A 23,569-nucleotide genomic window follows, 5' to 3' on the forward strand; every position below is an offset into this window, starting at 1 on the left:
AGTCTACGTTACCTATATTTAACTTATTGTTATTTGAACTTTATAACTTTAGATGTTTAATGCCTATCCTCCTATCCTTATAGCTTTGCTTTAGCTAAGATATAAGTGATGTTGATGAGTTAGCTTTAATAGATAATCAAGCCAATATAAATCAACTTGGCGATGAACTGTTGGTTAACCTAAATAAACTCGGTAGCAATAATCAGTTTATTTCCACTCAATCAGGCTTTCATCATGTGGAATGACTTAATCCGTTTGGCTCAGACTGCTGCAGATAACACTGCTAATGTCACCCAATTTGCGACGATAACTCTGTTACTATTGTTCAAGGCGTGTAGTACAAAAGGCTAACTAAGGGCGCGCAAGCACCCTTTAGGCTAATTGTTATACAGTAATCCACTTGTTAGACTCATTCACATTGATACGGACTTAGTTTCAATATACCACTGCTATTCATACCACTGGAGTGTTTGGAATGTTTAAAGTCGAAAATTGGATGATCGTATCGCGGTCACAGTTGTTAATTGATTTACTCGATTCTCGCTGGCCACAAGAGTTTCTAGTTAAATTAGCTAAAGCCCAACCAAGTAACATGTCGAAACTATTGTCTACACAAACCAATTCAATGGTTATTTTCGATTTAGCAACGATTGATCTTCAACAAGCATATCAACTACAGCGCGTTATTGAGCGTGAGTATTTTGGTGTGCGTACTGTGTTTATAAATTTCCCAAAACAGGTTGATGCAACATTTTTAATTCATCCATCGACCACCACAGGCGTGTTTTATACCAATGCGAGTTTAGCTGATGTAAGTGCTGGTTTGAATGAAATTATCAAAGGTCGTAGCGTGATCCCTCAAGATTTATCTCAATCATTAATGGGTATGGATAATGAAGATGAAAGCGATCAACTGACTATTCGTGAGCGTGAGGTATTACAAACGTTATTGTCTGGTAGCACCAATCTTGATATTGCGAATCAACTATTTGTTAGTGAATCAACTATTAAGACTCATCTATATCGCGCGTTCCGTAAGATTGGTGTTTCTAGCCGAGGGCAAGCCATTGCTTGGGCACAAACTCACATGCATGAGGTAAGAGTGTGATATCTCGGCAAAGTCGTCAAAGAATATCAAGCAAAAACGCTTGAAGATGCTCAAGGCAATAGTTTGTTGGCTAATTCCCGCTGCATGGCCATATAGTTAATACGATGGGGCGATATGTATTTATCGAAGATAAAGCTAAATAGTGACAAAAAAAAGGATATCAAATTGATATCCTTTTTTTGTCAATGTTAGATCCGAATGCTCGGTGTTAACTAAACCTTCGGTGTTAACTAAACCATAGTACCGTTTTATTCGGTTGCTCAATCGTGAGTGAAACTGTGTCTAAAGCGGCGGCACAAATGGGCAGTTGTCCTTGCATCAGTTCATCACGCCTAAACCAATGTAGCTTGAGTTGCTCGCCGATAGTCAAGCTTTGCAATTGCTGCTCAAATTGACTGGTCACTAACAAGTTATCGGCTGCAATCAATAAATCACCCGCACTTAAGCCCGCTTGGTGTGCTGGACTGTATTGGTTCACACTTAATACTTTTAAACCGAATGACTCTGCTTTTGTTTTAGCGCCAAAGCCAATATTAAAGCCTTTTGCATCACCGCCACCTAAATCCGCACTGCCTTCACTTGCACGTAGCGTCATGGTCACCCCAACTTGGGCCAGTAATTCTTTTAAGGGGATATCATGAGTGTTGTTTAAATAAGCAAATAAATCATCACATGGGCGATCCAGTATGGTTTCAACAATTCGTTGATGACTGAGTGGATCGGTACCAATTTCGGTTAAGCCATATTGTTGCCAAAGTTGACGCATTACATCATCTAAACTGTTACGCCCCTGAGTTTCAGTGCGAATGGTTAAATCTAAAAACAACCCAAAGAGCGCGCCTTTGGTGTAATAGCTGACAATGGCATTGGCGGCATTTTCATCTTGTTTATAAAACTTGGTCCATGCATTAAAACTTGATTGCTTTAAGGTTTGCTTAAAACGACCTTGACCTCGATATACGCGGGTCATAATTTGGCTAAGCAGGGTAAGGTAACCGGCTTGATCAATACAGTGAGACTTAAAGGTGATTAAATCATCGTAATATGAAGTAATGCCCTCATAAGCCCATAACTGTTCAGTGTAAGACTCTTGGGATAAATCAAACGGGGTAAATTCAGCTGGTTTAATGCGTTTTACATTCCATGAGTGGAAGTATTCATGGCTGCACAGTGATAAATAAGTGCGGTAGCCTTTATCTACTGGCGCATCTAATGACTGTGGCAAATCATTACGGGAACACATTAGCGCAGTGGACGCTTTATGTTCTAAGCCACCAAAACCATTATCCAACACAGTGGTCATAAACACATAGCGTTTAAAGGGCGCTGGAGTGCCAAACAGATTGATTTCGTATTCACAAATAGCGCTAAGATCTTTGGCTAAACGGGCCATGTTGGCTCGGTGTTTACCACTTAATACGATATCGTGGGGAACACCTGCTGCGAAAAAGGTCTCGATGGTGAGTTCGCCCATTTCAACTGGATGATCGATTAAGTCATCATAGTTTTGTGCGCTAAAATCACCAAAGCCAAATTGATCACCTGTGGTTCTGGTCATGCTGGTGGCCAGAGTCCAATGAGCCAATTCTGTGAGTGCCGGCTTAGTAATAGTGACGCTATGGGGTTGTGGCTCAAGCCCTTTTGCCGCTAAAAACACACTGCTGCCATTAAAGAAACCGTGGTTGGTGTCAAGATGAGCCGTTCTAACGGATAAATCCCAAGCGTAGATTTGGTAACATAAGCTAATATCACTACCTTGGTTGTTTAATTGCCAAGTTTGCTTGTCTAATTGAGTGACACTCAGCGGTAGTTGGTTTTCTTTGGCATCGATGTTAATGATATTTTTAGCAAAATCTCGGATCATGTAGCTGCCAGGTAACCATGCCGGTAAATAGAAAACTTGAAATGGGTTTGCGCTTGTTAGCGTTAGGGTGACTTCAAATAGGTGTGCTTTGGGATCGATCGCATGAATATGGTAATGCATAAAGAATTCCGAATGAGTAGGTGAGTCACAATCAAAACGATTGAGCTATAATCTACAATGCTGCCAAAAATGCTGACGTTAAGCAAACGAATCGCATTTTGAGTAAAATATTGGCTATAAACCTAGTTTTTACTGGAGTGATAGATCAAAGAGTTGATAGTATTATCAATAGCAACAATGCAGTTATTTAATGAGGGCACCCAAATGGCCGAAGAAACCATCTTTAGCAAAATTATTCGACGTGAAATTCCAGCTGATATTTTATATCAAGATGAGTTAGTCACTGCATTTCGGGATATTGCACCGCAAGCACCGACCCATATTCTCATCATTCCTAACCATTTAATCAGCACCACTAATGAGGTTAAAGCCTCTGATGAAAAAGCATTAGGGCGGATGATAACGGTTGCATCCAAACTTGCCGATGAAGCGGGGATTGCACAAGACGGTTATCGGTTAATCATGAATTGCAACAAACATGGTGGCCAAGAGGTTTATCATATTCATATGCATCTTTTGGGTGGTAAACCATTAGGCCCAATGCTGAGTTGTGGATAATGAAAATTAACAGTGATTTTTTTCCGTTAACCGAAGTCGCAAGGCGTTTTGTAAACCAATTAGCTCAATGTCGTCGTTTAGGATTAACCGTGCAAGAAGCCAGTGAGCATCATGTGCAGATTGAGTTGCCTTATAGCGAAGATATTATTGGTTATCCAGATACTGGGGTTATTCACGGCGGAGTGATCACCACACTCATTGATACCGCATGCGGCACTGCAGTTGTGTGCGCCATATTGAAAAAATACCAATCGTTAGAATTGTCACCGACGTTGGATTTACGGGTGGATTATATGAAACCTGCTGAACCTCATAAATCGGTTTATGCCTTTGCTGAATGTTACCGGCTCTCATCCACTGTGGCTTTTACCCGTGCGATTGCTTATCAAGACAGTATTGATGAACCTATCGCTCATGCTGTGGGTTCATTTATGCGCATTAGTCCAGAAATGGTCGGTGAAGAGTTTCGTCAAGCGTTAATGGGGAATTTACCTGAGGTTAAACCATGATTGATCAAACCAACGAAAGTACACCGGCGCGTTTAGATGTTCAAGATGTGGTGAAACGCGCCATTGAACTGAACGACTATAGTTATCTACTTGAAAAAGTACCATATTCACAATTTATTGGTATGTCGGTGGCCCGTTTTGGTGATGAGATGGTGTTTAGACTGCCCGCCAAAGATGACAATATTGGTAATCCTATTTTGCCGGCTATACACGGTGGGGTGCTTGCTGGGTTTATGGAAATGTCCGCTATTGTGCAGCTAATGGTATTTATGCAAGCCAAGAAAGTGCCTAAAATTGTCGATTTTTCAATTGATTATTTACGCGCAGGTTTGCATCAAGATACCTTTGCTGAATGTAAAATTACCCGTCAAGGTCGTCGGGTGGCAAATGTAAGCATGAACTGCTGGCAAACCAACCGAAAGCAACTTATTGCCACAGCACGAGCTCATTTTTTATTAGATTAGCCATGCCTTGGATCTTTATTAAGCCACGGCTATAATTGCATCGGTTTTGAGGGGGATATTGTATGAAACTAGCTTCATTATGGTTTATCGCGACAACATTGCTACTGAGTGCCTGCGCGCATAATACCGCGGGCATCGCAGTGGATTCTGCGGGGCAAGTGAGGGTTGATAACTCATCGTTTGCTAATGAGGTCGCTGTGGTGGATATTTCAGCCATTATGATCGCTGATTTAATTAAAGCTTCAGCCTTAATTCAAAGTCAATCGAGTACTGACTTGCGCCTACAATATAAATTCACTTGGTTTGATGCCAGTGGATTGACGGTTGAAGATGAAGCAAGCAGTTGGAAGTCGATTAAATTACATGGCAAGCAGCAGTTACAAGTCAGTGCGGTTGCCCCCAATGCGCAAGCGACACGATTTGAGATTTATGTGCGTGAAACCTTCTCTTATTAATATCATCGCGACGTTATTGAAGAGGTTTACGTGATGTGACCAAGCCTGGTAGTTAATAAATTGCATCGTTACGTTATCAAATTGTATTGTAGCGAGTGTAATCATACAGGAGTTAGTTTATAATCGTGATCGCCAAGGGGTGTTCAGTAAAACCTGAACTGAGATGTCTGTATGACGAACCCTTAGAACCTGATCCGGCTTATACCGGCGTAGGAATGGGCCACACTATCGTTAGGTGCACCTCTTATTCTCTACTCTTGCCGGATCTCAAAATAATCATTTGAGGTCCTATGTTCACGATAAATCCTACTACGTTACACCAGACACCCATAGCATTAGCTGTTTTTGCAGCGTTAAGCTCGCCGATTGTTATGGCTAAAACTGCTGATATCGAAAGCGTCACCCCCGAATATGAAAAAATGGAAGTCATTATTGTTAATGCTGATTTTAGTAATATCAGTCTTGATAAAATGCCCTCTAGCGTGACCGTCATTGACGCTCAACAACTTGAAGATGAAGGCGCACAACATTTCGAAGATGTGCTTAACTCTATCGCTAACTTTAATTGGTCCGGCGGCAGCTCTCGTCCTAAATATTTTCAAATTCGCGGCGTTGGTGAGCAAGAACAATATCAAGGCGCACCTAACTCATCAGTTGGTTTTGTGGTCGATGACATCGACTTATCTGGCCTTGGTATGGTGTCGAGCATGTACGACATGCAGCAGGTGGAAGTCTTACGTGGTCCACAAGGCACCCAATATGGTGCCAACGCGTTAGCCGGATTAATTTACTTAAAAAGCAATGACCCCACTGAATCGTTTGAGCATGGTGCAAAAGTCAGCTTAGGTGATGATAATCTTGCTACTCTTTCTGGTTTCAGCTCCGGTCCGCTAAATGATTCAGGCAAATTGCTCTATCGAGTATCGTTAGAGCAACATAACCAAAACGGCTACCGTGACAACCTTTATCTTAATCGCGACGATACCAATGAACGTGACGAGTTAACTGCCAGAGCTAAATTACGTTGGTATGCTACCGACGATCTGCAAGTTGATTTAACCTTGTTACATGCAAATTTTGATAATGGCTATGATGTGTGGACATTGGATAATAATCGCAGCAACACCTTAACCGACCAACCCGGCATCGATACCCAAAAAACCACAGGGGCTGGGATTAAGTTTATTTATACTGGTGTGCAAACATTTGACTTCACCTCGTTAACCTCATTCGCGCAAACCAACCACCATAATGGTTATGATGGCGATTGGGCTAATTCCGATTATTGGGCAAGTAAAGCTTGTACGGCTTATGATGCCGATGGTGTCGTTAATGTTACCGAACCTTGTGTTTATGATTATACCTGGGATAAAGAGGGTGACCGCAAAACCTTAACTCAAGAGTTTCGTCTATCGTCAAAAAATGGCGGACGAATTTGGGCAGATAGCACCGACTGGTTAGTGGGTGTGTATGCGATGAATTTGAAAGAAGATAATGACTTATATTCAGAATACAACACTTATCCAGATGAAGTGCTGCAGTCAAGTTACGATGCGACCAACTATGCAGTATTTGGTCAGTTAGACAGTCATTTAGGCGATGATTATTTATTGTCTACAGGATTACGATTAGAGCGTCGTGATAGTGATTACAGTGACAGTAATAAGGATGGTTTTGCCCCGTCAGAAGATATGTGGGGGGGCCATATTGCATTATCAAAAGTTATTAATGCGGATCATAATGCCTATGTTCGTATCGCCCGGGGTTATAAAGCGGGTGGATTTAATATGACATTACCTGCCCAATTGTCTGACAAGAAAGAGTTCGATACTGAGATCCTATATAACTATGAAGTGGGTTTAAAGTCGAGTTGGTTTGACGGTGAAGTCGATTCTACAGTGGCGCTATTTTATATGGATCGCCAAGATCAACAAGTGGCTGCGTCTTTACAAGACCCTGATAGCCCGCAGCGATTTATTCTTTTTACCGAAAACGCTGGCAGTTCAAAAAACTACGGCGCAGAGCTTGATGCAAAATGGTACTTAACTGAAAATATTGAATTTTATGGTAGCTTTGGTTGGTTGGAAACCGAATATGGCCAATATCAATACAGTGATAAATACGGTTCTACCATTGATTTGTCGGGTCGTGAACTGGCCCATTCTCCTAATGTCACTTACAGTGCGGGCATGACGTATGTCGCTGACTCTGGTTGGTTCGCCAACGTTAATGCCAGTGGTAAAAGCCAGTTTTATTATTCGGACAGCAATGAGTCCCAGTCAGAAGCCTATACCATTTATAACGCACGTCTAGGTTATGAAACGCCGACGTGGTCAGCTTATTTATGGGGCCGCAATTTGTTTGATGAACAATATGGCGTGCGTGGTTTTTACTTTGGCAACGAGCCAGATCAAGACTGGGCAGACAAGCAATACATTCGTTATGGTGATCCGCGCCAATTAGGTGTGACACTAGAAATCCAATTTATGTAATAGCTTATAGCCGCTGTAACCTCGGTTGCAGTGGTTTTTATTAAGGAATAGCAATGAAGTTAACTGCAGAAATCAGCATGTATCCGTTTAATGAAAATTATCTCGATCCGATCCAATGGTTTATCGGCAGAGTGGATAGTTATGACAATATTCAACGAGTCACTAATGCGATGGCAACACAAGTGTGTGGTGAGTATGGCGATGTTATGTCGATGCTAGCCGTTGAAATGCAGGCCGCTCACCAAAAATGGGGCAAGGCCGTTTTTGTGTGTAAATTTATTGGTGGTGAGCTCAACCTTGCTCATAGCGAATAACCACAATGAGTGAGTTACTCTCAACAATACAGCAAGTTTTAGGAGAGGCGTCATTAATGACGTTCTGGGAAGCCATTGCCGTTATGCTGGCACTGGCTTACTTAATTCTTGCTATGCGGACCAATATTTGGTGTTGGTCTGCGGCATTTATTAGCACCGCCATTTATACGGTATTGTTTTGGAATGTGTCTTTGTTAATGGAGTCGGTACTCAATATCTATTATATGGGCATGGCGGTGTATGGTTATTGGCTGTGGTTACATGTGCCGTCCTCGCAGCAGCGAAATCAGCATAATAGTGCTCAGCACAATATAGAGAGCCATCAACTTAACATTACCAGTTGGTCGTGGAGTACTCATGCTGTTGTCATCGGCGTCACATCTTTGGTGTCTTTACTGGTGGGGTATGTTATGGCTAATCATACCTCTGCAGCATTTCCCTATATCGACGCGGCAACCACTTGTTTTGCGGTAGTAACAACCTATTTAGTGGCAAAAAAAGTACTGGAGAATTGGCTCTATTGGGTCGTCATTGATTTTGTGTCTATTTACCTTTATTTCCAAAAAGGCTTGATGTTGACATCAGGTCTGTTTGTTTTATACGTCGCGATGGCGGTTGGGGGTTACATAATGTGGCGCAAAAAATATTATCATCATATTATACAGCAAGATAACGTTGCCCAAGACGTGGTTGGTGTATAGCCAATAACAATACAATCTCCTTGGAGTAAATATTTGATGTCCCAACCCTTGTTATCACTACCTAACAATGTGCTTGAAATGATGCAACAAATGATGCCAGTAGCATTGTTTCACAGACTCAACGCACAATGTACTGCAATATCGTTCCTCAACACCGGGATCAGCAATGTTAACATTAAGTTATCTTGCGATGACGGCGATAAGGTATTGAGAGTTAATCAACCCCACAGTACTTGGTGCGATAGGGCGCTTGAAGTCGAATGTTGGCAAGCCGCGATGGCTGCTAACATTGCACCTGCATTAATTTGGGTCAGTGATGATAAAAAAGTGTATTTAAGTGAGTTTATTGATCAACCCGACATAGACTGGTCGATATTTTCCGCAATGCACAGTAATGCATCCATCCAGCAGGAAACAAATAAACCTGTTTTAGCCGTTGATGCTGTCCCTTTGTTAAGCGCATTATTGAGTACACTTAGTGCGTTACCAGTGCCTCTAACCAGTATTACCGTGAGTGTGCAATGGCAACAATATGCGCATCAATTAGATTCTTTAAGTACCACGCAAACCGAACCACAATGGCATCATGCTTGGCAGCAATTGTTACGCTTAAATGGATTTGTTCAGCATTGGTTATCGCAGTTAGAAGCGTGTGTTTTGTTGCCCGTTTTTTGTCATCGAGATTTAACCCCGCACAATTTACTTCTTGGCGGCAGCGTATCGCATCAGCTATTAAGCATTGATTATGAATATGCGGTGGCCAGTCATCCGTTATTCGATTTAGCCAGCGTGATAGCCAGTCATCAACTATCGACAACCCAAGTGAGTCAATTAATTGATAACGTGATTATCCAATATTGCCAAATATCGAGCCTCACAGATGTTGCGGCGGCTAAAGCTGCGTTACCTGCTGCAATAAATTGTTTTTGGCTATTCTCAGCGATGTGGGCATTATTAATGGCAGCTAAAGAACCGCACAAATCTACACAATACTTACAATACTTTACAAAGTATTTTACATTAATCACTTGCTAATATGCTCTGATAAAGTACAAATAAGGTAAATTTCGATAAGGGAATTATCTGTGTCTAAAAAATTGATCGTCCTACTGTTAAGTAGCCTATTATTTGTCGGCTGTTCCACTAAAATAAGCTATTTCTTTTTGGATTGGGCGATAGAGTGGGAGGTTGAAGAATACGTAGACTTAACCTCAGAGCAGCAAGACAAATTTGATATTATTATTGAATCGTTTTTAGTCTGGCATCGCCAACAAGAATTACCCCGTTATCGTGATCAACTGTCTTTATTATCGACATTAACGAATCAACAAACCATGACCCCAGAGCTATGGCTTAAACAAGTGTCAATGGCGAAGGCCCATTGGTCCCGAATTTTCGATTTTGTTATGCCTGATCTGTTACCTATTTTGGCGAGCTTATCTGATGAACAAGTTGATCAGGTACTGACGCAGCTAAAAAAAGAACAAAAAGAATTAATCGAAGAATACGCCGGCAAAGATAAAGCCGAGTTGATAATCGACTCAGACAAAAGAATCGCAAAAAAATTATCAGAATGGACCGGTGATATAACGGATGCGCAAAAAGACATCATTCATCAAGCTAATACGCAACGTTTAGCTACCTTGGATATGTGGCTTGAGTATCGTCATGAATGGTTAAGCCAATTTGAACAAGCGATGAAACGCCGTCAGCAAACTGATTATTTTACCCAACAAATGAGATTATTAATGATCTCGCCAGATGAACTTAAATCTGAGGTGTATCGCGATAATGTTACCGAAAATACCCGTAAATTTGGTTCAATGTTAATTGCGCTTAATCAAACGTTTAGTCAAAAACAACGTAAGCACTTCGACAAAAAATTAGCAGAATTAGTAGAAGATTTAACTGAATTACACTTAGACAAATAATACATATTTATAGCTGTTAATCGCATAAGCTGAAATATTTTTAATCTTCAGCGGGTCTATTACTACAACAACGATTTCAGCCTGGGTTATTTATGCAGACACTAAGTAGATTATATCAACAGTTTTTAAATGTGATTAAACATACAGAAGGCTTTGCTCCATTAGCGTTAAGGATTTATTTAGCACCAGTGTTAATGCAGGCTGGTTATAACAAATTATCACATTTTGAAGACACAGCCGCTTGGTTTGGTAATCCAGATTGGGGGTTAGGCTTACCGATGCCTGAAGTGATGACTGCTCTGGCTGCAGGCACAGAGTTGTTTGGTGGTTTTTTACTGTTAATTGGTTTGGCGACACGTATTGTGGCACTGCCGATGATGGCAACCATGGTGGTAGCCGCTTTTGCGGTGCACTTACCTAATGGCTGGTTAGCTATTGCCGATGCAAGTTCGTGGTTAGCCAATGAGCAAGTGTTGGCTTCAGCGGAAAAACTGTCTGCAGCAAAAGCGATTTTACAACAGCATGGTAATTATGAATGGTTAACCAGTTCAGGTAATTTCGTTATTCTCAATAATGGTATTGAGTTTGCCATTACCTACTTGATCATGCTATTTGCCATCTTTGCGCTGGGCGGCGGTCGTTACACCAGTGTCGATTATTTTATTTCTCGTCGTTATTTAAACAATACTTAAGCGATATTTTCCTCAACAGGTGTTAACACAGATGATGTAAAGTTTTGAAAATAACCCACCAATTAAGTGGGTTATTTGTTAACATTAGCATCAGAACTCATCTAGAAGGACCGTATCTTGGACGCAACACAACTGCTACTAACCCGCCAATCAACTCCACGTCTTATTGCCCCTGCGCCGAATGCTGAGCAACTTACATTGTTACTCGATTCTGCAGCTAGAGTACCCGATCATGGTGCCTTGACCCCATGGGAGTTTATTATCGCAATCGATGAAGGTTTGGCTAAACTGGCGAATATTTTTGTTGATGCAGCTAAAAAAAAGGGTGCCGATGATGCTTTTTTAGCTAAAGTTGGCAATATGCCTTATCGCGCACCTATGGTGATTACTGTGGTCGCTAAAACGCAAGCACATAATAACGTTCCCGCTTTAGAGCAGCACATTGCAGCCGGTTGTGCGACGATGGCCATGCAGCAAGCTGCATTTTCGATTGGGCTTGGTGCAGTATGGCGTACAGGCGATTTTGCTTTTGATGCTAACGTTCATCAACAATTAGGTTTGTCGGCACAAGACCAAATAGTGGGCTTTTTATATGTAGGCACACCAGCGGTAACGGCGCCAACAAAGCCATTAAAAAAGGGTCGTCAATTCGCTCGCTATTTATAAGCGGGAGCAACAGATAATATAAGCCTTAATTTAGCCTCGTGGCTCGCTGATGCTGGGATGGTTAAATAGGGCTAGGGCGTCTATTCGTAGAATTCAAGTGGGATTATGTTCTGATAAACATAATAGCCTAATGGTCCCATCAATAAACTGAGCATCGACCAGACAAAACGTTGAGCATTTCCGATAGGTGCTTTCGACATTAAGGCTCGATAGCAAAAGTGAATATGTAAAATTAGTAATGCGATAAGCATTATGACTAACGTAATATCCATATTATCCATGTCATGTTCCTTTGCGTTCTAGCAATGACTTATTTAAGTGTAAACTTAAAATCTCAATTTGCAGTAAAAATAATAGTAATCCATGTTATTAAACGGCTATTTACTGCTAACATCTTTAATCTACTTTAAAAATTAACGGATTAATAGTCTGTAAACTACTAAATATTAATAATTTTTAATTGTTGCACAAAGGTATTAGTTGTCCATCATCATTTATTGAATGTTTGAGCTGAATCCCATTTCGTTGGGGTAACCACAATGGATATTTGTGCATGGTCACGTTAAATAACGGACTATTCATTAGCGTTGCTAACCAAACTCTCACTTTAGGAGATTGGTTGTTGTTAAACCATATCGGCTCAACATTAGCAAATTGGCGAATAAATGGAAAAATAGCAAAGTCAGCTAATGTGACGGTATCTGTGCATAAAAACCGATGTTGATTTAAGCAGGTTTCTAGACGTTGTATAAAGTTTTCTGCTTGTTGTCGATACCAGAGTTGACTGTATTCGGGGTATCTGTCGGCATACTTATATTTATCTAACCACGGTTTAAATTCAATATCGTTAGCATTAATGAGCGATTCTGTTGCTGGCTTATCTAACCAATATTGCAGTGACTGATACTCGGCTGGGGTTAAGTAGTTGGTTTCAGGTGCTGGGTGCTCAGTTAATGCAAAGCGCATAATATCAATACTTTCACTGATCACTTGGTTATCTGTCGTGACAAGTACTGGTACTGTGCCTTTGGCCGAAATGGCTAACATCTCTGCGGGTTTATGTTTAAGTTCAATTTCACGCACTAACGGATTAAGTTGGCTCAAATGAAGGCTAATACGTGCCCGCATGGCATAAGGACAGCGACGAAAGGTGTACAAAATAGCAGAATTCATTAGGGATCATATCAAATTAAGTCTGGCTAATAGAGTAACGCTTTTAAGGCCTGAATCCCAAAATAAAATGCTCACAACAAAGTAAAAAGGTGCGTCGGATTGTTTTAGTATTTTTTTGAGTGTGACTTAGGTATACTTGCGGCCGTTTTTTTTGAGTCTGTGCACAGTGTGCCGGCCATATTATATGCACTGGAAATTAAGTTCCAGCCAGCGGAGTTTCAACAGTTATGCAAGAAGCTAAACAAGACATGATCCAACAAACATCTCAACCCCAAATTGCCGTATGCGCATTATATAAATTTGTCGCCTTACCTCATTTCGAGGCTGTTCGTCAGCCATTGCTCACAGTCATGGAACAAAACGACATCAAAGGTACCTTGTTACTTGCCCAAGAAGGGATCAATGGCACTGTTGCTGGCACCCAATCCGCCATTGAGAATTTGTTGGTCTGGTTAGACACACAACCAGGTTTAAATAACATCGTCACCAAGCTGTCTTTTGATGATGAAATGCCATTTTATCGTACTAAAGTAAAACTTAAAAAAGAAATTGTGACTATGGGTGTTCAAGGTATAGACCCGCGTAAAGTCGTTGGCACTTATGTTAAGCCCAAAGACTGGAATGCACTGATTTCAGATCCTGAAGTGGTATTGGTTGATACCCGTAATGATTATGAAGTGAAGATTGGTACCTTTAAAAATGCGCTTAATCCCGTAACAGAGACTTTCCGTGAGTTCCCTGAGTACGTCAAACAAAACTTAGATCCTGCCAAGCATAAAAAAGTGGCCATGTTTTGTACCGGTGGTATTCGTTGTGAGAAATCAACCGCCTATTTAAAAGAGCAGGGCTTTGATGAGGTGTATCATCTTGAAGGTGGCATTTTAAAATATCTTGAAGAGGTGGATCAACAGCAAAGCTTATGGGAAGGTGAATGCTTTGTGTTTGACAACCGTGTGGCCGTTAATCACAGCCTTGAAAAAGGCCAATACGATCAGTGTAATGCTTGTCGTATGCCAATAACGGAAGCTGAAAAGCAATCTGAAGCTTATGTTCAAGGTGTGAGTTGCCCTCATTGCATCGATAACATTCCTCAAGAACAACGTCAGCGATTTATTGAGCGTGAGCGTCAAGTACAATTAGCTAAGCAACGCGGTGAAGCGCATATTGGCAGTGATGTAAAGCAAGTCATAGATGCACGTCGTCAGCAAAAAGAAGCTCAACGTAAAACACAAGAAAAAGCCAACAGCAAAGGCTAACTTGATGAGTTAACTCATTAGCAGCAAAAAACCCATCAGGACACGATGGGTTTTTTCGTTTTTGGTGAAGTGAGAGCGGCATTAACATCGTAATCAATTTGCAACCGCGGCAGTTTTTTTGCTCTTGGGCTAAGCCATTGCATGATAAATCATTCTCTAATGGTTGATTATTGACTAACGCTAACGTCACGGTTTATTTATCCAGCATCAATTTGATAGGGTCAACACTTACCGAACCGGCTTAAGTTAAGCACAATAGCGGATCTAAATATGACTAAAAAATCCACGGCACATGTTTATCGTTGGCTTAGTGTAACCCTTGCTTTAAATGATAACCAAGATATCGCGATGTCGGGAATAAGATTATTTTTAGCTGCCGATGCCATTTAATCTTCTAGAACATTGGTATGCAACATATTGAATAAACGATATTTAACTAAAATTATTACTGGGGATATATGCTGTAAAGCTTATATTATGAGGTTTTTACGCCTGAATGAGTTATTCCTCATTGTGTCCCCTTGGATAAAACACGATAAATGGTTCAGCTAACATGATTATTATGTTATTTTGGGCGCTTTTTTAAATTGAACGACTGAAGGTAAGCCAATGTTTGTTGGATTTGATTACGGCAGTGCTAACTGTGCGATAGGGGTGATGGTTGATAATGCGGTGGCATTATTGCCATTATCAGCGCACTCAGATTTTATGCCGTCAACCTTGTACGCGATGGATCGCGAGCTGATCGCTGAAGCAGTGTATTGGGGCTTACCTGAAAATTTACAAGCGCAGTATTCTCATTTGCGCAGTTCGCAATTAATGCGAGCAAAACAAATGCGCCATGAACTTGATTTGTCGCCTAATGAACAAGCCGTGTTTGTTGGTCAAGCTGCGATTGATGCCTATTTAGACATGCCTGAAGAAGGTTTTTATGTCCGTTCGCCAAAATCCTTTTTAGGCGCCAATGGCCTGCGAGCAGAGCAGATTGCCTTATTTGAAGACATCGTTACCTTGATGATGATGCATGTTAAAACCCTAGCCGATCAGGCATTAAACGCCAAATCGCTTACGTCTGCCAGCCATGCCGTGATAGGTCGACCGGTTAATTTTCAAGGTATAGGTGGCGAAGACAATAACCTGCAAGCTGAAGCCATTTTACGCCTTGCAGCAATTCGCTCTGGCTTCACTGATGTGAGGTTTTTATTTGAACCATTAGCCGCTGGCATGGACTTTGAGTCAAATCTTAACCATGACAATACCGTTTTAGTGGTTGATGTGGGCGGCGGTACGACAGACTGTTCTGTGGTGAAAATGGGTCCATCATACATTGCGCAACAAGATCGAAGCCTAGACTGCTTTGGCCATTCTGGCCAACGCATCGGTGGCAACGATTTAGATATTGCGCTTGCGATGAGCGGATTGATGCCAAGCTTTGGGGCAGACACGTTAATGATTAACGGTAAACCTATGCCAAGAACCCCTTTTTGGAACGCGGTTGCCGTCAATGATATTAGTGCTCAGCGTGACTTTGTTAGTTTACCTTCCCGTAAGCTCGTCGAGCAGTTAATAAAAGAAGCACAACAACCAGACTTATTAGTTCGTTTACAAAAAGTACAAAAAAATCAAATGAGTTATCAAGTTGTACGCCAAGCTGAAGCCGCTAAAATCAGTTTGTCGGACAATGAGACTATTCAATGTTCATTAGATTTTATTGAAAAAGAGCTGTTTGTACCATTAACGGCAGCGCAGTTTGAGCAAGCTATCAATGAACCTTTAGCTAAAGTTGAAGCGTTAATGAAACAAGCCATGAAAACGGCTATCACCAAAGCGGAGCAACAAGATTGCGATATGCCAACCACTCCTGATATTGTGTATGTAACAGGCGGTACGGCGCGTAGCCCGGCTATATACGATAAAATTGCTAGTGTGTATCCCAATGCCAAAGTGGTGGTGGGCGATCATTTTGGCTCGGTAACTGCGGGCTTAACACGTTGTGCTCAAAGTGCATTTAACTAAGTCGAAGTGCAGTTAACTAAGTCAAAGTGCAGTTAACGCATAAAGGTTGGCCATTATGCTAAAAAAGAGAATGTTAACAAGCATAGTGAGTCAGCAACGAGCTTGGTCAATAGGTTACAATGATAACCATAATGCCGAACGCAATATGAGCTAGCATGTTGCTCAGCGGTGGTGGCGCTGATATCGGCAAAGTCAGTTTAGGCCTATTTATCATGAAAGGTATTTCATGAAAAGAATATTATTAAAGACATACCATTAATGTATGCCCTTAATTGCCTAACAACATTTTTTAAACCAGCCTCTTTTGACGATAATTAACTTCCAATATTACAAGGTTTACTGATGAAAAAAATACTCACTGCGTTATGTTTAACGGCACTTCTTACTGCTTGTTCTGACAACGAAGTAGGTGATGTTTCACTTGGAATGTTTACTACGCAAGATATAAAATTAAACATTTTAAAGGATGATATTGTCTCTGGTGTAACGTGTCACATCGCCTCAATAGAAGAAAACCTGAGTTTTTCAGATCCAAGTGATAGCTCTATCTCTTGCAGGCAAACAGGGGAAATCACCAAAGATATGATTGCACAAATAGATAAGAGTAAATCAGGTGAAGTGGTATTTAAAAAATCAAAAAGTATCTTTTTCAAAACGATGAAAATTAGAAGAATATTTGATGCTGACAATCAAACGTTAATGTATGTATCTTACTCTACTAAAGAAACATCAGGAAGTTTCAAACACAGCCTTTCGACTGTTCCACTCTGGGGAACCAAGGCATATGTTGAGCCGACACCAGCTCAATAATGACAAAGGCGGCCCTCAGGCTCAGGTCGCTTGCACGGATTATCTGCTGTCCCGTCATACTGAAGGTGGCATGGTAAAATGCACGGAAAGAGGCATGGAAAGAACCTATTAATTCAGTGGATTGAGTCAGCTAATGTTGATATTTAACCAGCAATGCAAAATAGTTACATAGCTGGTTTGTAGCGATAACTTGGATTCAAATAATAAGTGCAGAGGTTTATTAAATATCATATTTCGTCTGGGTAATATGGCAACAATATAAACTCATTTATGGATTACTCTGCACGATCAAGAGACCGCCATCTTATCGTTAACTCAAAAATCCATGGTATTGCTTCATCTGCGGCTAATGGTGTTGAATAACAAAATTGTTGTAAACGGCACAAAATACTGGTAAAGGCTTAGCATTATTATTCTAAGTCGTTTCTGTCACAAAGTGGGTTAGGGGGGCTTAACCCATTTTTAGCTCTCTATTTATATAAAAGTAAGTTCACAGGTCGATTTTAACTAACTTACGAAGATTCAAAGGGTTATTAATGCTTAGATTTGAACACTGTAATGTCAAAACTTGTACTAATGAATTACTCGCCTTGGGTCAGGGCGACATGAAAATGTGGTACATTTTTGATTGGTTAGATAAACACGAGGAATTACAAAACGGGACTCAAGCAGAAATAATTAAACTTTATGTAAATGATGAATTGGTAGGGTACAGTCTTTTTGAAAACTTTGAAGCCCGTGCTGACAAAAACACTTGTCATCAAGGTGTGACCTATAAAGAATTGGGTATTATTCACTTCGTAACAGTCATAGAGCATCGTAATAAAGGTTATGCTACGTTGTTGGCCAATGCTTTGTATAAAAATATTATTGAACCAATGTTGGCACGTTATAATGATTTTCATGTTTACGTCATAGCGACTGGTCGAGCTGTCCCATTAATGGAACGGACTGATATCCCTTCAAAATACCTAATCAAGCAATTTTATTCCGATTTATCGTTTAAAGAGAAAGTGGTCAATTACCTAAGAAAACAAGAACAAAATGCATTGAATGCAGTTCCTTGTGAAATTTAAAATAAAAAGCTAACAAGTTAATCTAAATTCACCAGACTTATCATAATGCGAATAGTGAGTGTTAGAGCTTAGGCACTCACAAGCTTCTGTTCAGGTACGATTTAGGGTGACCACTCTAAACTTAGGCTATGGCCTGCGGCCACTAACGTCGTGGGGCTTCACCCACACCAGACCAAAAGGAAACCAACGGCTGTTCCCTCTTTACTCTTTATAAAAGAGTTAGCCCAGCTGCCCCGCAACATGTTTGGTCTGGGTTTTGCCACTATACTGACCCTGATTGTGGTACCTATGCTTAATCGGATGCTGCATAAATTGGACGTGCCGGGTTGAAGTCCGTCAGTAAAAAAAGGGGATCCACTAAAGTGGCTCCCCTTATATTTTTAGACATCAGGCCTATCAATTAGATAGCAAGAAACAAAATTTTTGTTGCTTTAATTAGCACTCAGCCAATTAGAAATCTTTTGATTCACCAGATCAGGCGAAGACTGCATAAACCAGTGACCGCCAGGTACAACTTCAACTTGTCCCTTATTCTGCTCTTGTAGCTGCTTTTCCCAGCTTTTAGCATGGAACCAGACTTTTTTATCCTTGCCGTAAATGAAAAGGAAAGGCGTGCCATAATCTTTTATTTCTGTCGCCTTTGTTGTATTTTTCGTTAATACAGATTTCCACAAATGCCAGTACGGATAGGTCATACGGGGATCTGTTCGCAAATCCGCGATTGTTTTATTAGGGTCTACATCTTCAATTTTTAAAATGTTATCAGCAGTATATAATGCCAACTTTTCTCCTAAAAATTCAGGTAAAGTCCAAGCAACAGCAAGTGCAAAGGTGTATTTAACATTGATGGTTGGTCGTTTCTCTTCGCCAAAGCTGCCGATATCAAAGAGTACCAGGCTATCTACTAAGTCATTTTTCTTCAGATACTGAGACGCATAAACCGCGCCCCAGTCGTGAGCCAGAACGGTGACCTTGTCTTTATTTAAACCTCTAATAAAGGCGTTCATAATCATTCGGATCTGTTTTATATTGTAATGAGGTCTTTCCCCATTATCTTCTAACTCGAACCCCGGAAGGGTGAATCGAGCAATCGAATAATCATCTTTTAAATATTCAACCTGTTTGTCCCAAAGCTCCAAACTGTCAGGGTAACCATGGATGAACACTAAGGTCTCTTCACCTTCACCATCAAATTTCACTTCAAGGTTTTTTACTATTTCAGGCAGTTTTTTCTGAAATTCCGCATCAGGCATAGGACCCGTAAATGCAAATGTGTAAATGAGGTAGAGAACGGGAGAAAGTACAACGAGTACAATCAACAATAATCTAATTATAATTTTTTTCATGTGTATCCTTTGATAGACAAATTGAATTGAACCCTATTTATACTTAGCTAAATGAGTAAGCAAGTGGCCTGTTAGTTCTTGATATTTTTCCTGGATAATCCAGTGGCCGGCATCCATTTCGATGAATTGATAGTCAGCTTCAACGTAATTTCTGGTGTCATCAACGCCGGAACGCTTAAGCGCATGATCTTTATTTCCCCAAATAAACGTAACTGGCACGTTAACTTTGCCAACATCTAAACCGTTTGTGAATACAGGGAAATTGGCACGATACCAGTTGATGGCACTGGTCAGGGCTTTCTCCTGACCAAGAATACCAACGTAGTGTTCAATTTCTGCTGCGTCATGCTGCGTCCAAATAGATCTTAAACGCTCATAGTCACTTTTCGCCATCATGAATTCAGGTAAGATCGGTTTCTGAAAGAAACGGATGTAGGCACTCGCTTCATACTGTGTTGTATCTTCCCGGTACGCTTTACCAAAAGCATCAATATGAGGCACCGAAATCGCGGCATAGCTGATAACGCGATCAGGATTTTCTGCGGCAACCTGCCAACCTACCGCTGCGCCCCAGTCATGGCCAATTAAATGAAATGCTTCTAATTCGAGCTGGTCAGCAATCGCAATAACATCTGAAGTCAGGTATTTCAATTGGTATTGTTCAACGTCATCTGGTCGAGATCCAGCGCTGTAACCACGCTGATTGGGTGCAATGGCATAATATCCATTTGCAGTGAGTTCATCCATGAATGAGTCCCACATCACCGCCGACTCAGGGAATCCGTGGAGTAATATAACCGGTGTCCCCGTTTTGTCTCCGCGGATATCAACGGCAAAACTAAGGCCATTCGCTTCAATGGTAGTGTAGCTTTGCGGGTCTGTTGCAGGAAGGTCACCTTTTGCGATGTCAGTGGCATAAAACATGACGCCAGCCAATACACATACAGATACAGCCGCCAGGCTTAAGAGCGTTTTTTTTATTTTACTCATCAGTAGTTCCTTTGATAATATCTATTTTTTAGAGTAATAACTCTAATATTTAGAACAATAACTCTAATGTTAATGCAGTGAAACAAATTTTGATTGATTATGTGAAGTTGTCCCAGCTTAGGAAATTAAAAATTAAATATGGCCACCTAATTAAATATGGCCACCCAAGATTGTTACACCAGCATTCAACGCCGAATACACTCAGCGATAAAAGGTGAACAACCAGCAGAGTTATTGCCTTTTGTGGGGAATGAGCGTCAGGATATGCCTAAAGGTTTAATGTTTAGTGTAAAAGACTATATTGTGCTAGTTGAAGATACAGGCAGGATTATTCGAGAGGATAAACGTGGCGCCATTAGTGCAAGTCGCCAAGCTATTCTTAATAGACTGAATATTCCTGCTGAAAACTGGTTAAAAATCACCACAGAGTTTGGGGTATTATTCAAAGGTGCTGTAGGGGCTTTGCCTGCATTAACAGACTATTGCGAACATTTAGACCGAAAACGACGACAAGGCGCAGCCAACTGCCTGCGCTGGTTGTGCGCCTAAGCAATCATGTCTTAATCCCACAAAACCATCTTCCACTTGATTGATATCAAGCTTTTCTGCTGCGTTAAATCGACCATATTACTGATGGATTGGCTATCGATTGCTAATTTGTTGAATCATCTTGTTGAATCATCCTGTTGAATTTGCTCATTGTGAAAATGATAAAAGGTGATCGCAACTCAAATAGGAAGAGGTTATGTTGTTACTTCAAAAAATGGGTGGCTATGTATTTTTGTATTTTTTCCGCCCACAAATGTGCCAAGGTGTGTAAATCATTTATGCCCCAAAGTAAGTCAGCTAATTAGATTTGAGCTTTTCCTCTTTAGCTTTTACCTATAGACAACTATGCGGCTAAATCGAAGAGAGTTAAATTACAGGTGTAGATGAGTCAGCGAGTATCCAAAACAGGGATGTTTTGGTTAAGCCCACAGGGATGTGCTCGTGGCGTCTCGCTTAATCATCTGCACATCAGCATGCTGCAGGCAATAAGTTCAAATGAAGCTACGTTATAAATCAAGCTAAACCAATACCAAGTAAGCTGAGTTAATTAATACCTCAAACTCACTTTTGTCCAGAAATGCGTTACGTTCGATTGCAGCTAGAAACCGCAATCGCATCTCAGCGAAGAACTCGATTGTCAAACATTGGCTTGATGATGGGGGTGATAGGGTTGACGCAGTTTACAACGTTGTTGTCATTTTAATGATTTTCTACAATGGCAGAATGCTGTCTGTAGTTCAATTCAGTTTACCGCTATTTTGTTCACCAAAAAAGGGTATCTATCAACTCGATAATAGTGCGCTACACTCATTTGGTGGCTTGGATAATTGCGCACGAATATTGGTTAAATAGCAGGTTTAAAATAGTAGGGTTGAATGAGTCACTTAGTGCGCTTAAATTTTCATTTAATAGATACAAAAAATGCCTGTTAGAGTGACTAACAGGCATTTCACATTACGCGATTAAATTAATGCGTTAATTAACACTCGACGATATTCACCGCAAGACCACCTTTCGCGGTTTCTTTGTATTTGCTGCGCATATCTTTACCGGTATCCATCATGGTTTTGATGACTTTATCCAGTGAGACTTTATGGTTACCATCGCCGCGAAGCGCCATACGTGATGCGTTAATCGCCTTTACTGCACCCATAGCATTACGCTCAATACAAGGGACTTGCACTAAGCCGCCAACGGGATCACAGGTTAAGCCTAAGTTATGTTCCATGCCAATTTCAGCGGCGTTTTCAACATGTTCTACTGTTCCGCCCATAATTTCAGTCAACGCCCCTGCAGCCATTGAACAGGCTACGCCCACTTCGCCTTGACAGCCCACTTCAGCGCCAGAAATTGAGGCATTTTTCTTGTACAAAATGCCAATAGCGGCTGCGGTTAATAAATAACGGCAACACACATCAATATCAACTTCTTGCACAAACTTGTCGTAGTAACACAATACAGCGGGGATAATCCCTGCTGCCCCGTTTGTTGGGGCTGTCACGACTCGATCGCCTGCAGCATTTTGCTCGTTAACCGATAAGGCAAATAAATCAACCCAGTCCATTGCAGTCAGTGGGTCGATATTATTACGGCCTTCAGCTTTTAAACGGCGGTAAAGCGCTGGTGCGCGACGACGTAATTTTAGTCCACCAGGTAAAATACCTTCTTTCTGATAACCGCGTTCGACGCAGTTTTTCATCGTTTGCCAAATTTTCCACAAACCTTGTTTTACTTCATCTTCCGATGCAATACTCTGCTCGTTGGCCATCATTAAAGACGAAATACTTAAGCCATTGTCACAACAAAGTTGCAGTAATTGCAATGCACTATTGAAGTCATAAGGTGCTTGTTCAATGGGTGTCGCCGGAGAAGCATTTCGTTGAGTAATTTCATCTTCATCGAGAATAAAGCCGCCGCCAACAGAGTAATAGGTACGCTGGTAAATACATTCGCCTTTAGACAAGGCGAATAAGGTCATGGCATTGGCATGTGCAGGTAAGGTTTTGCGTCTGTGGAAGGTGACCCCTGCTTCACGGGTAAATGTCAACTGACGTCCATCTGCGAGGGTCAACTTTTGACTGGTCGATACTGTCTCTAAAATGGCATCGATAGCTTCGGTATCAACGGTTTCAGGGTCTTGACCCATTAAGCCTAAAACCACTGCTTTACCTGTACCGTGGCCTTTACCTGTTTGGCCTAGTGAGCCAAACAATTCTGTTCGTAATTCATCAATTTGATCCAATAAATTAATATCTGCGACATGCTGGATAAAAATTTTACCGGCCTTCATCGGGCCCACTGTATGTGAACTAGAGGGACCGATACCAATTTTGAACATGTCAAATACGCTAATCATGTGATTGAACCCTTGCTGAGTCGTTTATTGTTTTAGTTATAAGTGAGTATAATCGTCAAATGTAATGTTGGCGGTTTATCTCTTATTGTCACTAGAGTATCCCACAGATTAATCAATGACAGT

General features: G+C 41.0%; 22 protein-coding genes, 1 pseudogene and 1 riboswitch. Of the genes and pseudogenes, 17 read left to right on the forward strand and 6 right to left on the reverse strand.

Annotated features, from left to right (window positions below; translation table 11 throughout):
* Positions 1 to 475: 475 nt before the first annotated feature.
* Positions 476 to 1,108 carry a LuxR C-terminal-related transcriptional regulator gene (locus tag AAEY93_RS00220; RefSeq protein ID WP_124013764.1) on the forward strand — a complete coding sequence of 211 codons (633 nt, stop codon included), beginning with the start codon at positions 476 to 478 and terminating at the stop codon, positions 1,106 to 1,108.
* 226 nt (positions 1,109 to 1,334) lie between these two features.
* Here AAEY93_RS00220 and AAEY93_RS00225 read toward each other — a convergent pair whose 3' ends face one another.
* Positions 1,335 to 3,092: a M61 family metallopeptidase gene (locus AAEY93_RS00225; RefSeq protein WP_351074332.1), complete on the reverse strand. Its 1,758-nt coding sequence runs from the start codon at positions 3,090 to 3,092 to the stop codon at positions 1,335 to 1,337.
* Positions 3,093 to 3,296: 204 nt separating this feature from the next.
* On the opposite strand from AAEY93_RS00225, the gene hinT reads away from it, so the two are divergent.
* The 11 genes from hinT to AAEY93_RS00280 all read left to right on the forward strand — a co-directional run bounded on the left by hinT (position 3,297) and on the right by AAEY93_RS00280 (position 11,874).
* A complete protein-coding gene (gene hinT / locus AAEY93_RS00230) occupies positions 3,297 to 3,650 on the forward strand; it encodes a purine nucleoside phosphoramidase (RefSeq protein ID WP_101034643.1) in 354 nt (117 codons plus the stop codon).
* On the forward strand, positions 3,650 to 4,159 hold the full coding sequence (locus AAEY93_RS00235; RefSeq protein WP_335686261.1) for a PaaI family thioesterase: 510 nt from the start codon (positions 3,650 to 3,652) through the stop codon (positions 4,157 to 4,159). The genes hinT and AAEY93_RS00235 overlap by 1 nt, the downstream gene beginning before the upstream one ends.
* Positions 4,156 to 4,623 carry a PaaI family thioesterase gene (locus AAEY93_RS00240; RefSeq protein WP_101030705.1) on the forward strand — a complete coding sequence of 156 codons (468 nt, stop codon included), beginning with the start codon at positions 4,156 to 4,158 and terminating at the stop codon, positions 4,621 to 4,623. The genes AAEY93_RS00235 and AAEY93_RS00240 overlap by 4 nt, the downstream gene beginning before the upstream one ends.
* Positions 4,624 to 4,685: 62 nt before the next feature.
* A complete protein-coding gene (locus tag AAEY93_RS00245) occupies positions 4,686 to 5,078 on the forward strand; it encodes a YcfL family putative periplasmic lipoprotein (protein WP_101030709.1) in 393 nt (130 codons plus the stop codon).
* Between the two features lie 125 nt (positions 5,079 to 5,203).
* Positions 5,204 to 5,311: riboswitch (TPP riboswitch) on the forward strand.
* A gap of 57 nt (positions 5,312 to 5,368) precedes the next feature.
* Positions 5,369 to 7,570 (forward strand): TonB-dependent receptor, encoded by a 2,202-nt coding sequence (locus AAEY93_RS00250; protein ID WP_351074336.1) that lies wholly within the window; start codon positions 5,369 to 5,371, stop codon positions 7,568 to 7,570.
* A gap of 53 nt (positions 7,571 to 7,623) precedes the next feature.
* Complete coding sequence (locus AAEY93_RS00255; protein ID WP_101030715.1) at positions 7,624 to 7,884, forward strand: hypothetical protein; 261 nt, start codon at positions 7,624 to 7,626, stop codon at positions 7,882 to 7,884.
* A 5-nt stretch (positions 7,885 to 7,889) separates the two neighbouring features.
* Positions 7,890 to 8,585: a nicotinamide riboside transporter PnuC gene (gene pnuC / locus AAEY93_RS00260; protein ID WP_101030718.1), complete on the forward strand. Its 696-nt coding sequence runs from the start codon at positions 7,890 to 7,892 to the stop codon at positions 8,583 to 8,585.
* 36 nt (positions 8,586 to 8,621) lie between these two features.
* Positions 8,622 to 9,620, forward strand: coding sequence for a phosphotransferase family protein (locus AAEY93_RS00265; protein WP_351074339.1), 999 nt, complete (start codon positions 8,622 to 8,624; stop codon positions 9,618 to 9,620).
* Between the two features lie 50 nt (positions 9,621 to 9,670).
* A complete protein-coding gene (locus AAEY93_RS00270; protein WP_351074341.1) occupies positions 9,671 to 10,516 on the forward strand; it encodes a DUF6279 family lipoprotein in 846 nt (281 codons plus the stop codon).
* Positions 10,517 to 10,608: 92 nt separating this feature from the next.
* Positions 10,609 to 11,208, forward strand: a complete 600-nt coding sequence (locus AAEY93_RS00275) for an HvfX family Cu-binding RiPP maturation protein (protein WP_101030729.1) — start codon at positions 10,609 to 10,611, stop codon at positions 11,206 to 11,208.
* A gap of 117 nt (positions 11,209 to 11,325) precedes the next feature.
* Positions 11,326 to 11,874 carry an NAD(P)H nitroreductase gene (locus AAEY93_RS00280; RefSeq protein WP_351074343.1) on the forward strand — a complete coding sequence of 183 codons (549 nt, stop codon included), beginning with the start codon at positions 11,326 to 11,328 and terminating at the stop codon, positions 11,872 to 11,874.
* 80 nt (positions 11,875 to 11,954) lie between these two features.
* On the opposite strand, the gene AAEY93_RS00285 is transcribed toward AAEY93_RS00280, so the two are convergent.
* Together AAEY93_RS00285 and AAEY93_RS00290 are read right to left on the reverse strand one after the other, a co-directional pair.
* The gene (locus AAEY93_RS00285; RefSeq protein WP_101030736.1) at positions 11,955 to 12,155 is read right to left on the reverse strand and encodes a hypothetical protein; all 201 of its coding nucleotides are present in this window, start codon (positions 12,153 to 12,155) and stop codon (positions 11,955 to 11,957) included.
* 175 nt (positions 12,156 to 12,330) lie between these two features.
* Positions 12,331 to 13,047 (reverse strand): glutathione S-transferase, encoded by a 717-nt coding sequence (locus AAEY93_RS00290; RefSeq protein WP_351074345.1) that lies wholly within the window; start codon positions 13,045 to 13,047, stop codon positions 12,331 to 12,333.
* Positions 13,048 to 13,295: 248 nt separating this feature from the next.
* Here AAEY93_RS00290 and trhO point away from each other — a divergent pair, with 248 nt between their 5' ends.
* The 4 genes from trhO (at position 13,296) to AAEY93_RS00310 (ending at position 18,205) form a co-directional block, all read left to right on the forward strand.
* On the forward strand, positions 13,296 to 14,303 hold the full coding sequence (gene trhO, locus AAEY93_RS00295; RefSeq protein WP_335686373.1) for an oxygen-dependent tRNA uridine(34) hydroxylase TrhO: 1,008 nt from the start codon (positions 13,296 to 13,298) through the stop codon (positions 14,301 to 14,303).
* A 609-nt stretch (positions 14,304 to 14,912) separates the two neighbouring features.
* Positions 14,913 to 16,319, forward strand: coding sequence for a molecular chaperone (gene yegD / locus AAEY93_RS00300; RefSeq protein WP_351074347.1), 1,407 nt, complete (start codon positions 14,913 to 14,915; stop codon positions 16,317 to 16,319).
* 342 nt (positions 16,320 to 16,661) lie between these two features.
* On the forward strand, positions 16,662 to 17,129 hold the full coding sequence (locus AAEY93_RS00305; RefSeq protein WP_101030745.1) for a CreA family protein: 468 nt from the start codon (positions 16,662 to 16,664) through the stop codon (positions 17,127 to 17,129).
* 536 nt (positions 17,130 to 17,665) lie between these two features.
* A complete protein-coding gene (locus AAEY93_RS00310) occupies positions 17,666 to 18,205 on the forward strand; it encodes an N-acetyltransferase (RefSeq protein ID WP_101030748.1) in 540 nt (179 codons plus the stop codon).
* A gap of 431 nt (positions 18,206 to 18,636) precedes the next feature.
* Here AAEY93_RS00310 and AAEY93_RS00315 read toward each other — a convergent pair whose 3' ends face one another.
* Together AAEY93_RS00315 and AAEY93_RS00320 are read right to left on the reverse strand one after the other, a co-directional pair.
* Positions 18,637 to 19,551 carry an alpha/beta fold hydrolase gene (locus AAEY93_RS00315; protein ID WP_124013757.1) on the reverse strand — a complete coding sequence of 305 codons (915 nt, stop codon included), beginning with the start codon at positions 19,549 to 19,551 and terminating at the stop codon, positions 18,637 to 18,639.
* 33 nt (positions 19,552 to 19,584) lie between these two features.
* Positions 19,585 to 20,541: an alpha/beta fold hydrolase gene (locus AAEY93_RS00320; RefSeq protein ID WP_351074350.1), complete on the reverse strand. Its 957-nt coding sequence runs from the start codon at positions 20,539 to 20,541 to the stop codon at positions 19,585 to 19,587.
* Positions 20,542 to 20,715: 174 nt separating this feature from the next.
* Between AAEY93_RS00320 and AAEY93_RS00325 the strand changes: the two are divergent.
* Positions 20,716 to 21,090 (forward strand): annotated as a pseudogene (locus tag AAEY93_RS00325) (transposase); the annotation flags it as partial.
* Positions 21,091 to 22,069: 979 nt separating this feature from the next.
* Here AAEY93_RS00325 and AAEY93_RS00330 read toward each other — a convergent pair.
* Positions 22,070 to 23,446 (reverse strand): L-serine ammonia-lyase, encoded by a 1,377-nt coding sequence (locus tag AAEY93_RS00330; protein WP_101030751.1) that lies wholly within the window; start codon positions 23,444 to 23,446, stop codon positions 22,070 to 22,072.
* Between the last annotated feature and the right edge of the window lie 123 nt (positions 23,447 to 23,569).

This window comes from Shewanella sp. CAL98-MNA-CIBAN-0140 (assembly GCF_040309905.1).
GTDB classification, from domain to species: domain Bacteria; phylum Pseudomonadota; class Gammaproteobacteria; order Enterobacterales; family Shewanellaceae; genus Shewanella; species Shewanella psychromarinicola.

Bases quoted from the DNA above. Each gene is read 5' to 3' on its own strand.
- hinT (WP_101034643.1), top strand. From the start codon at position 3,297: ATGGCCGAAGAAACCATCTTTAGCAAAATTATTCGACGTGAAATTCCA.
- AAEY93_RS00310 (WP_101030748.1), top strand. From the start codon at position 17,666: ATGCTTAGATTTGAACACTGTAATGTCAAAACTTGTACTAATGAATTA.
- AAEY93_RS00225 (WP_351074332.1), bottom strand. From the start codon at position 3,092: ATGCATTACCATATTCATGCGATCGATCCCAAAGCACACCTATTTGAA.
- AAEY93_RS00245 (WP_101030709.1), top strand. From the start codon at position 4,686: ATGAAACTAGCTTCATTATGGTTTATCGCGACAACATTGCTACTGAGT.
- AAEY93_RS00235 (WP_335686261.1), top strand. From the start codon at position 3,650: ATGAAAATTAACAGTGATTTTTTTCCGTTAACCGAAGTCGCAAGGCGT.
- pnuC (WP_101030718.1), top strand. From the start codon at position 7,890: ATGAGTGAGTTACTCTCAACAATACAGCAAGTTTTAGGAGAGGCGTCA.
- AAEY93_RS00255 (WP_101030715.1), top strand. From the start codon at position 7,624: ATGAAGTTAACTGCAGAAATCAGCATGTATCCGTTTAATGAAAATTAT.
- AAEY93_RS00305 (WP_101030745.1), top strand. From the start codon at position 16,662: ATGAAAAAAATACTCACTGCGTTATGTTTAACGGCACTTCTTACTGCT.
- AAEY93_RS00330 (WP_101030751.1), bottom strand. From the start codon at position 23,446: ATGATTAGCGTATTTGACATGTTCAAAATTGGTATCGGTCCCTCTAGT.
- AAEY93_RS00220 (WP_124013764.1), top strand. From the start codon at position 476: ATGTTTAAAGTCGAAAATTGGATGATCGTATCGCGGTCACAGTTGTTA.
- AAEY93_RS00285 (WP_101030736.1), bottom strand. From the start codon at position 12,155: ATGGATAATATGGATATTACGTTAGTCATAATGCTTATCGCATTACTA.
- AAEY93_RS00290 (WP_351074345.1), bottom strand. From the start codon at position 13,047: ATGAATTCTGCTATTTTGTACACCTTTCGTCGCTGTCCTTATGCCATG.
- AAEY93_RS00315 (WP_124013757.1), bottom strand. From the start codon at position 19,551: ATGAAAAAAATTATAATTAGATTATTGTTGATTGTACTCGTTGTACTT.
- AAEY93_RS00275 (WP_101030729.1), top strand. From the start codon at position 10,609: ATGCAGACACTAAGTAGATTATATCAACAGTTTTTAAATGTGATTAAA.
- AAEY93_RS00320 (WP_351074350.1), bottom strand. From the start codon at position 20,541: ATGAGTAAAATAAAAAAAACGCTCTTAAGCCTGGCGGCTGTATCTGTA.
- AAEY93_RS00240 (WP_101030705.1), top strand. From the start codon at position 4,156: ATGATTGATCAAACCAACGAAAGTACACCGGCGCGTTTAGATGTTCAA.
- AAEY93_RS00265 (WP_351074339.1), top strand. From the start codon at position 8,622: ATGTCCCAACCCTTGTTATCACTACCTAACAATGTGCTTGAAATGATG.
- yegD (WP_351074347.1), top strand. From the start codon at position 14,913: ATGTTTGTTGGATTTGATTACGGCAGTGCTAACTGTGCGATAGGGGTG.
- trhO (WP_335686373.1), top strand. From the start codon at position 13,296: ATGATCCAACAAACATCTCAACCCCAAATTGCCGTATGCGCATTATAT.
- AAEY93_RS00250 (WP_351074336.1), top strand. From the start codon at position 5,369: ATGTTCACGATAAATCCTACTACGTTACACCAGACACCCATAGCATTA.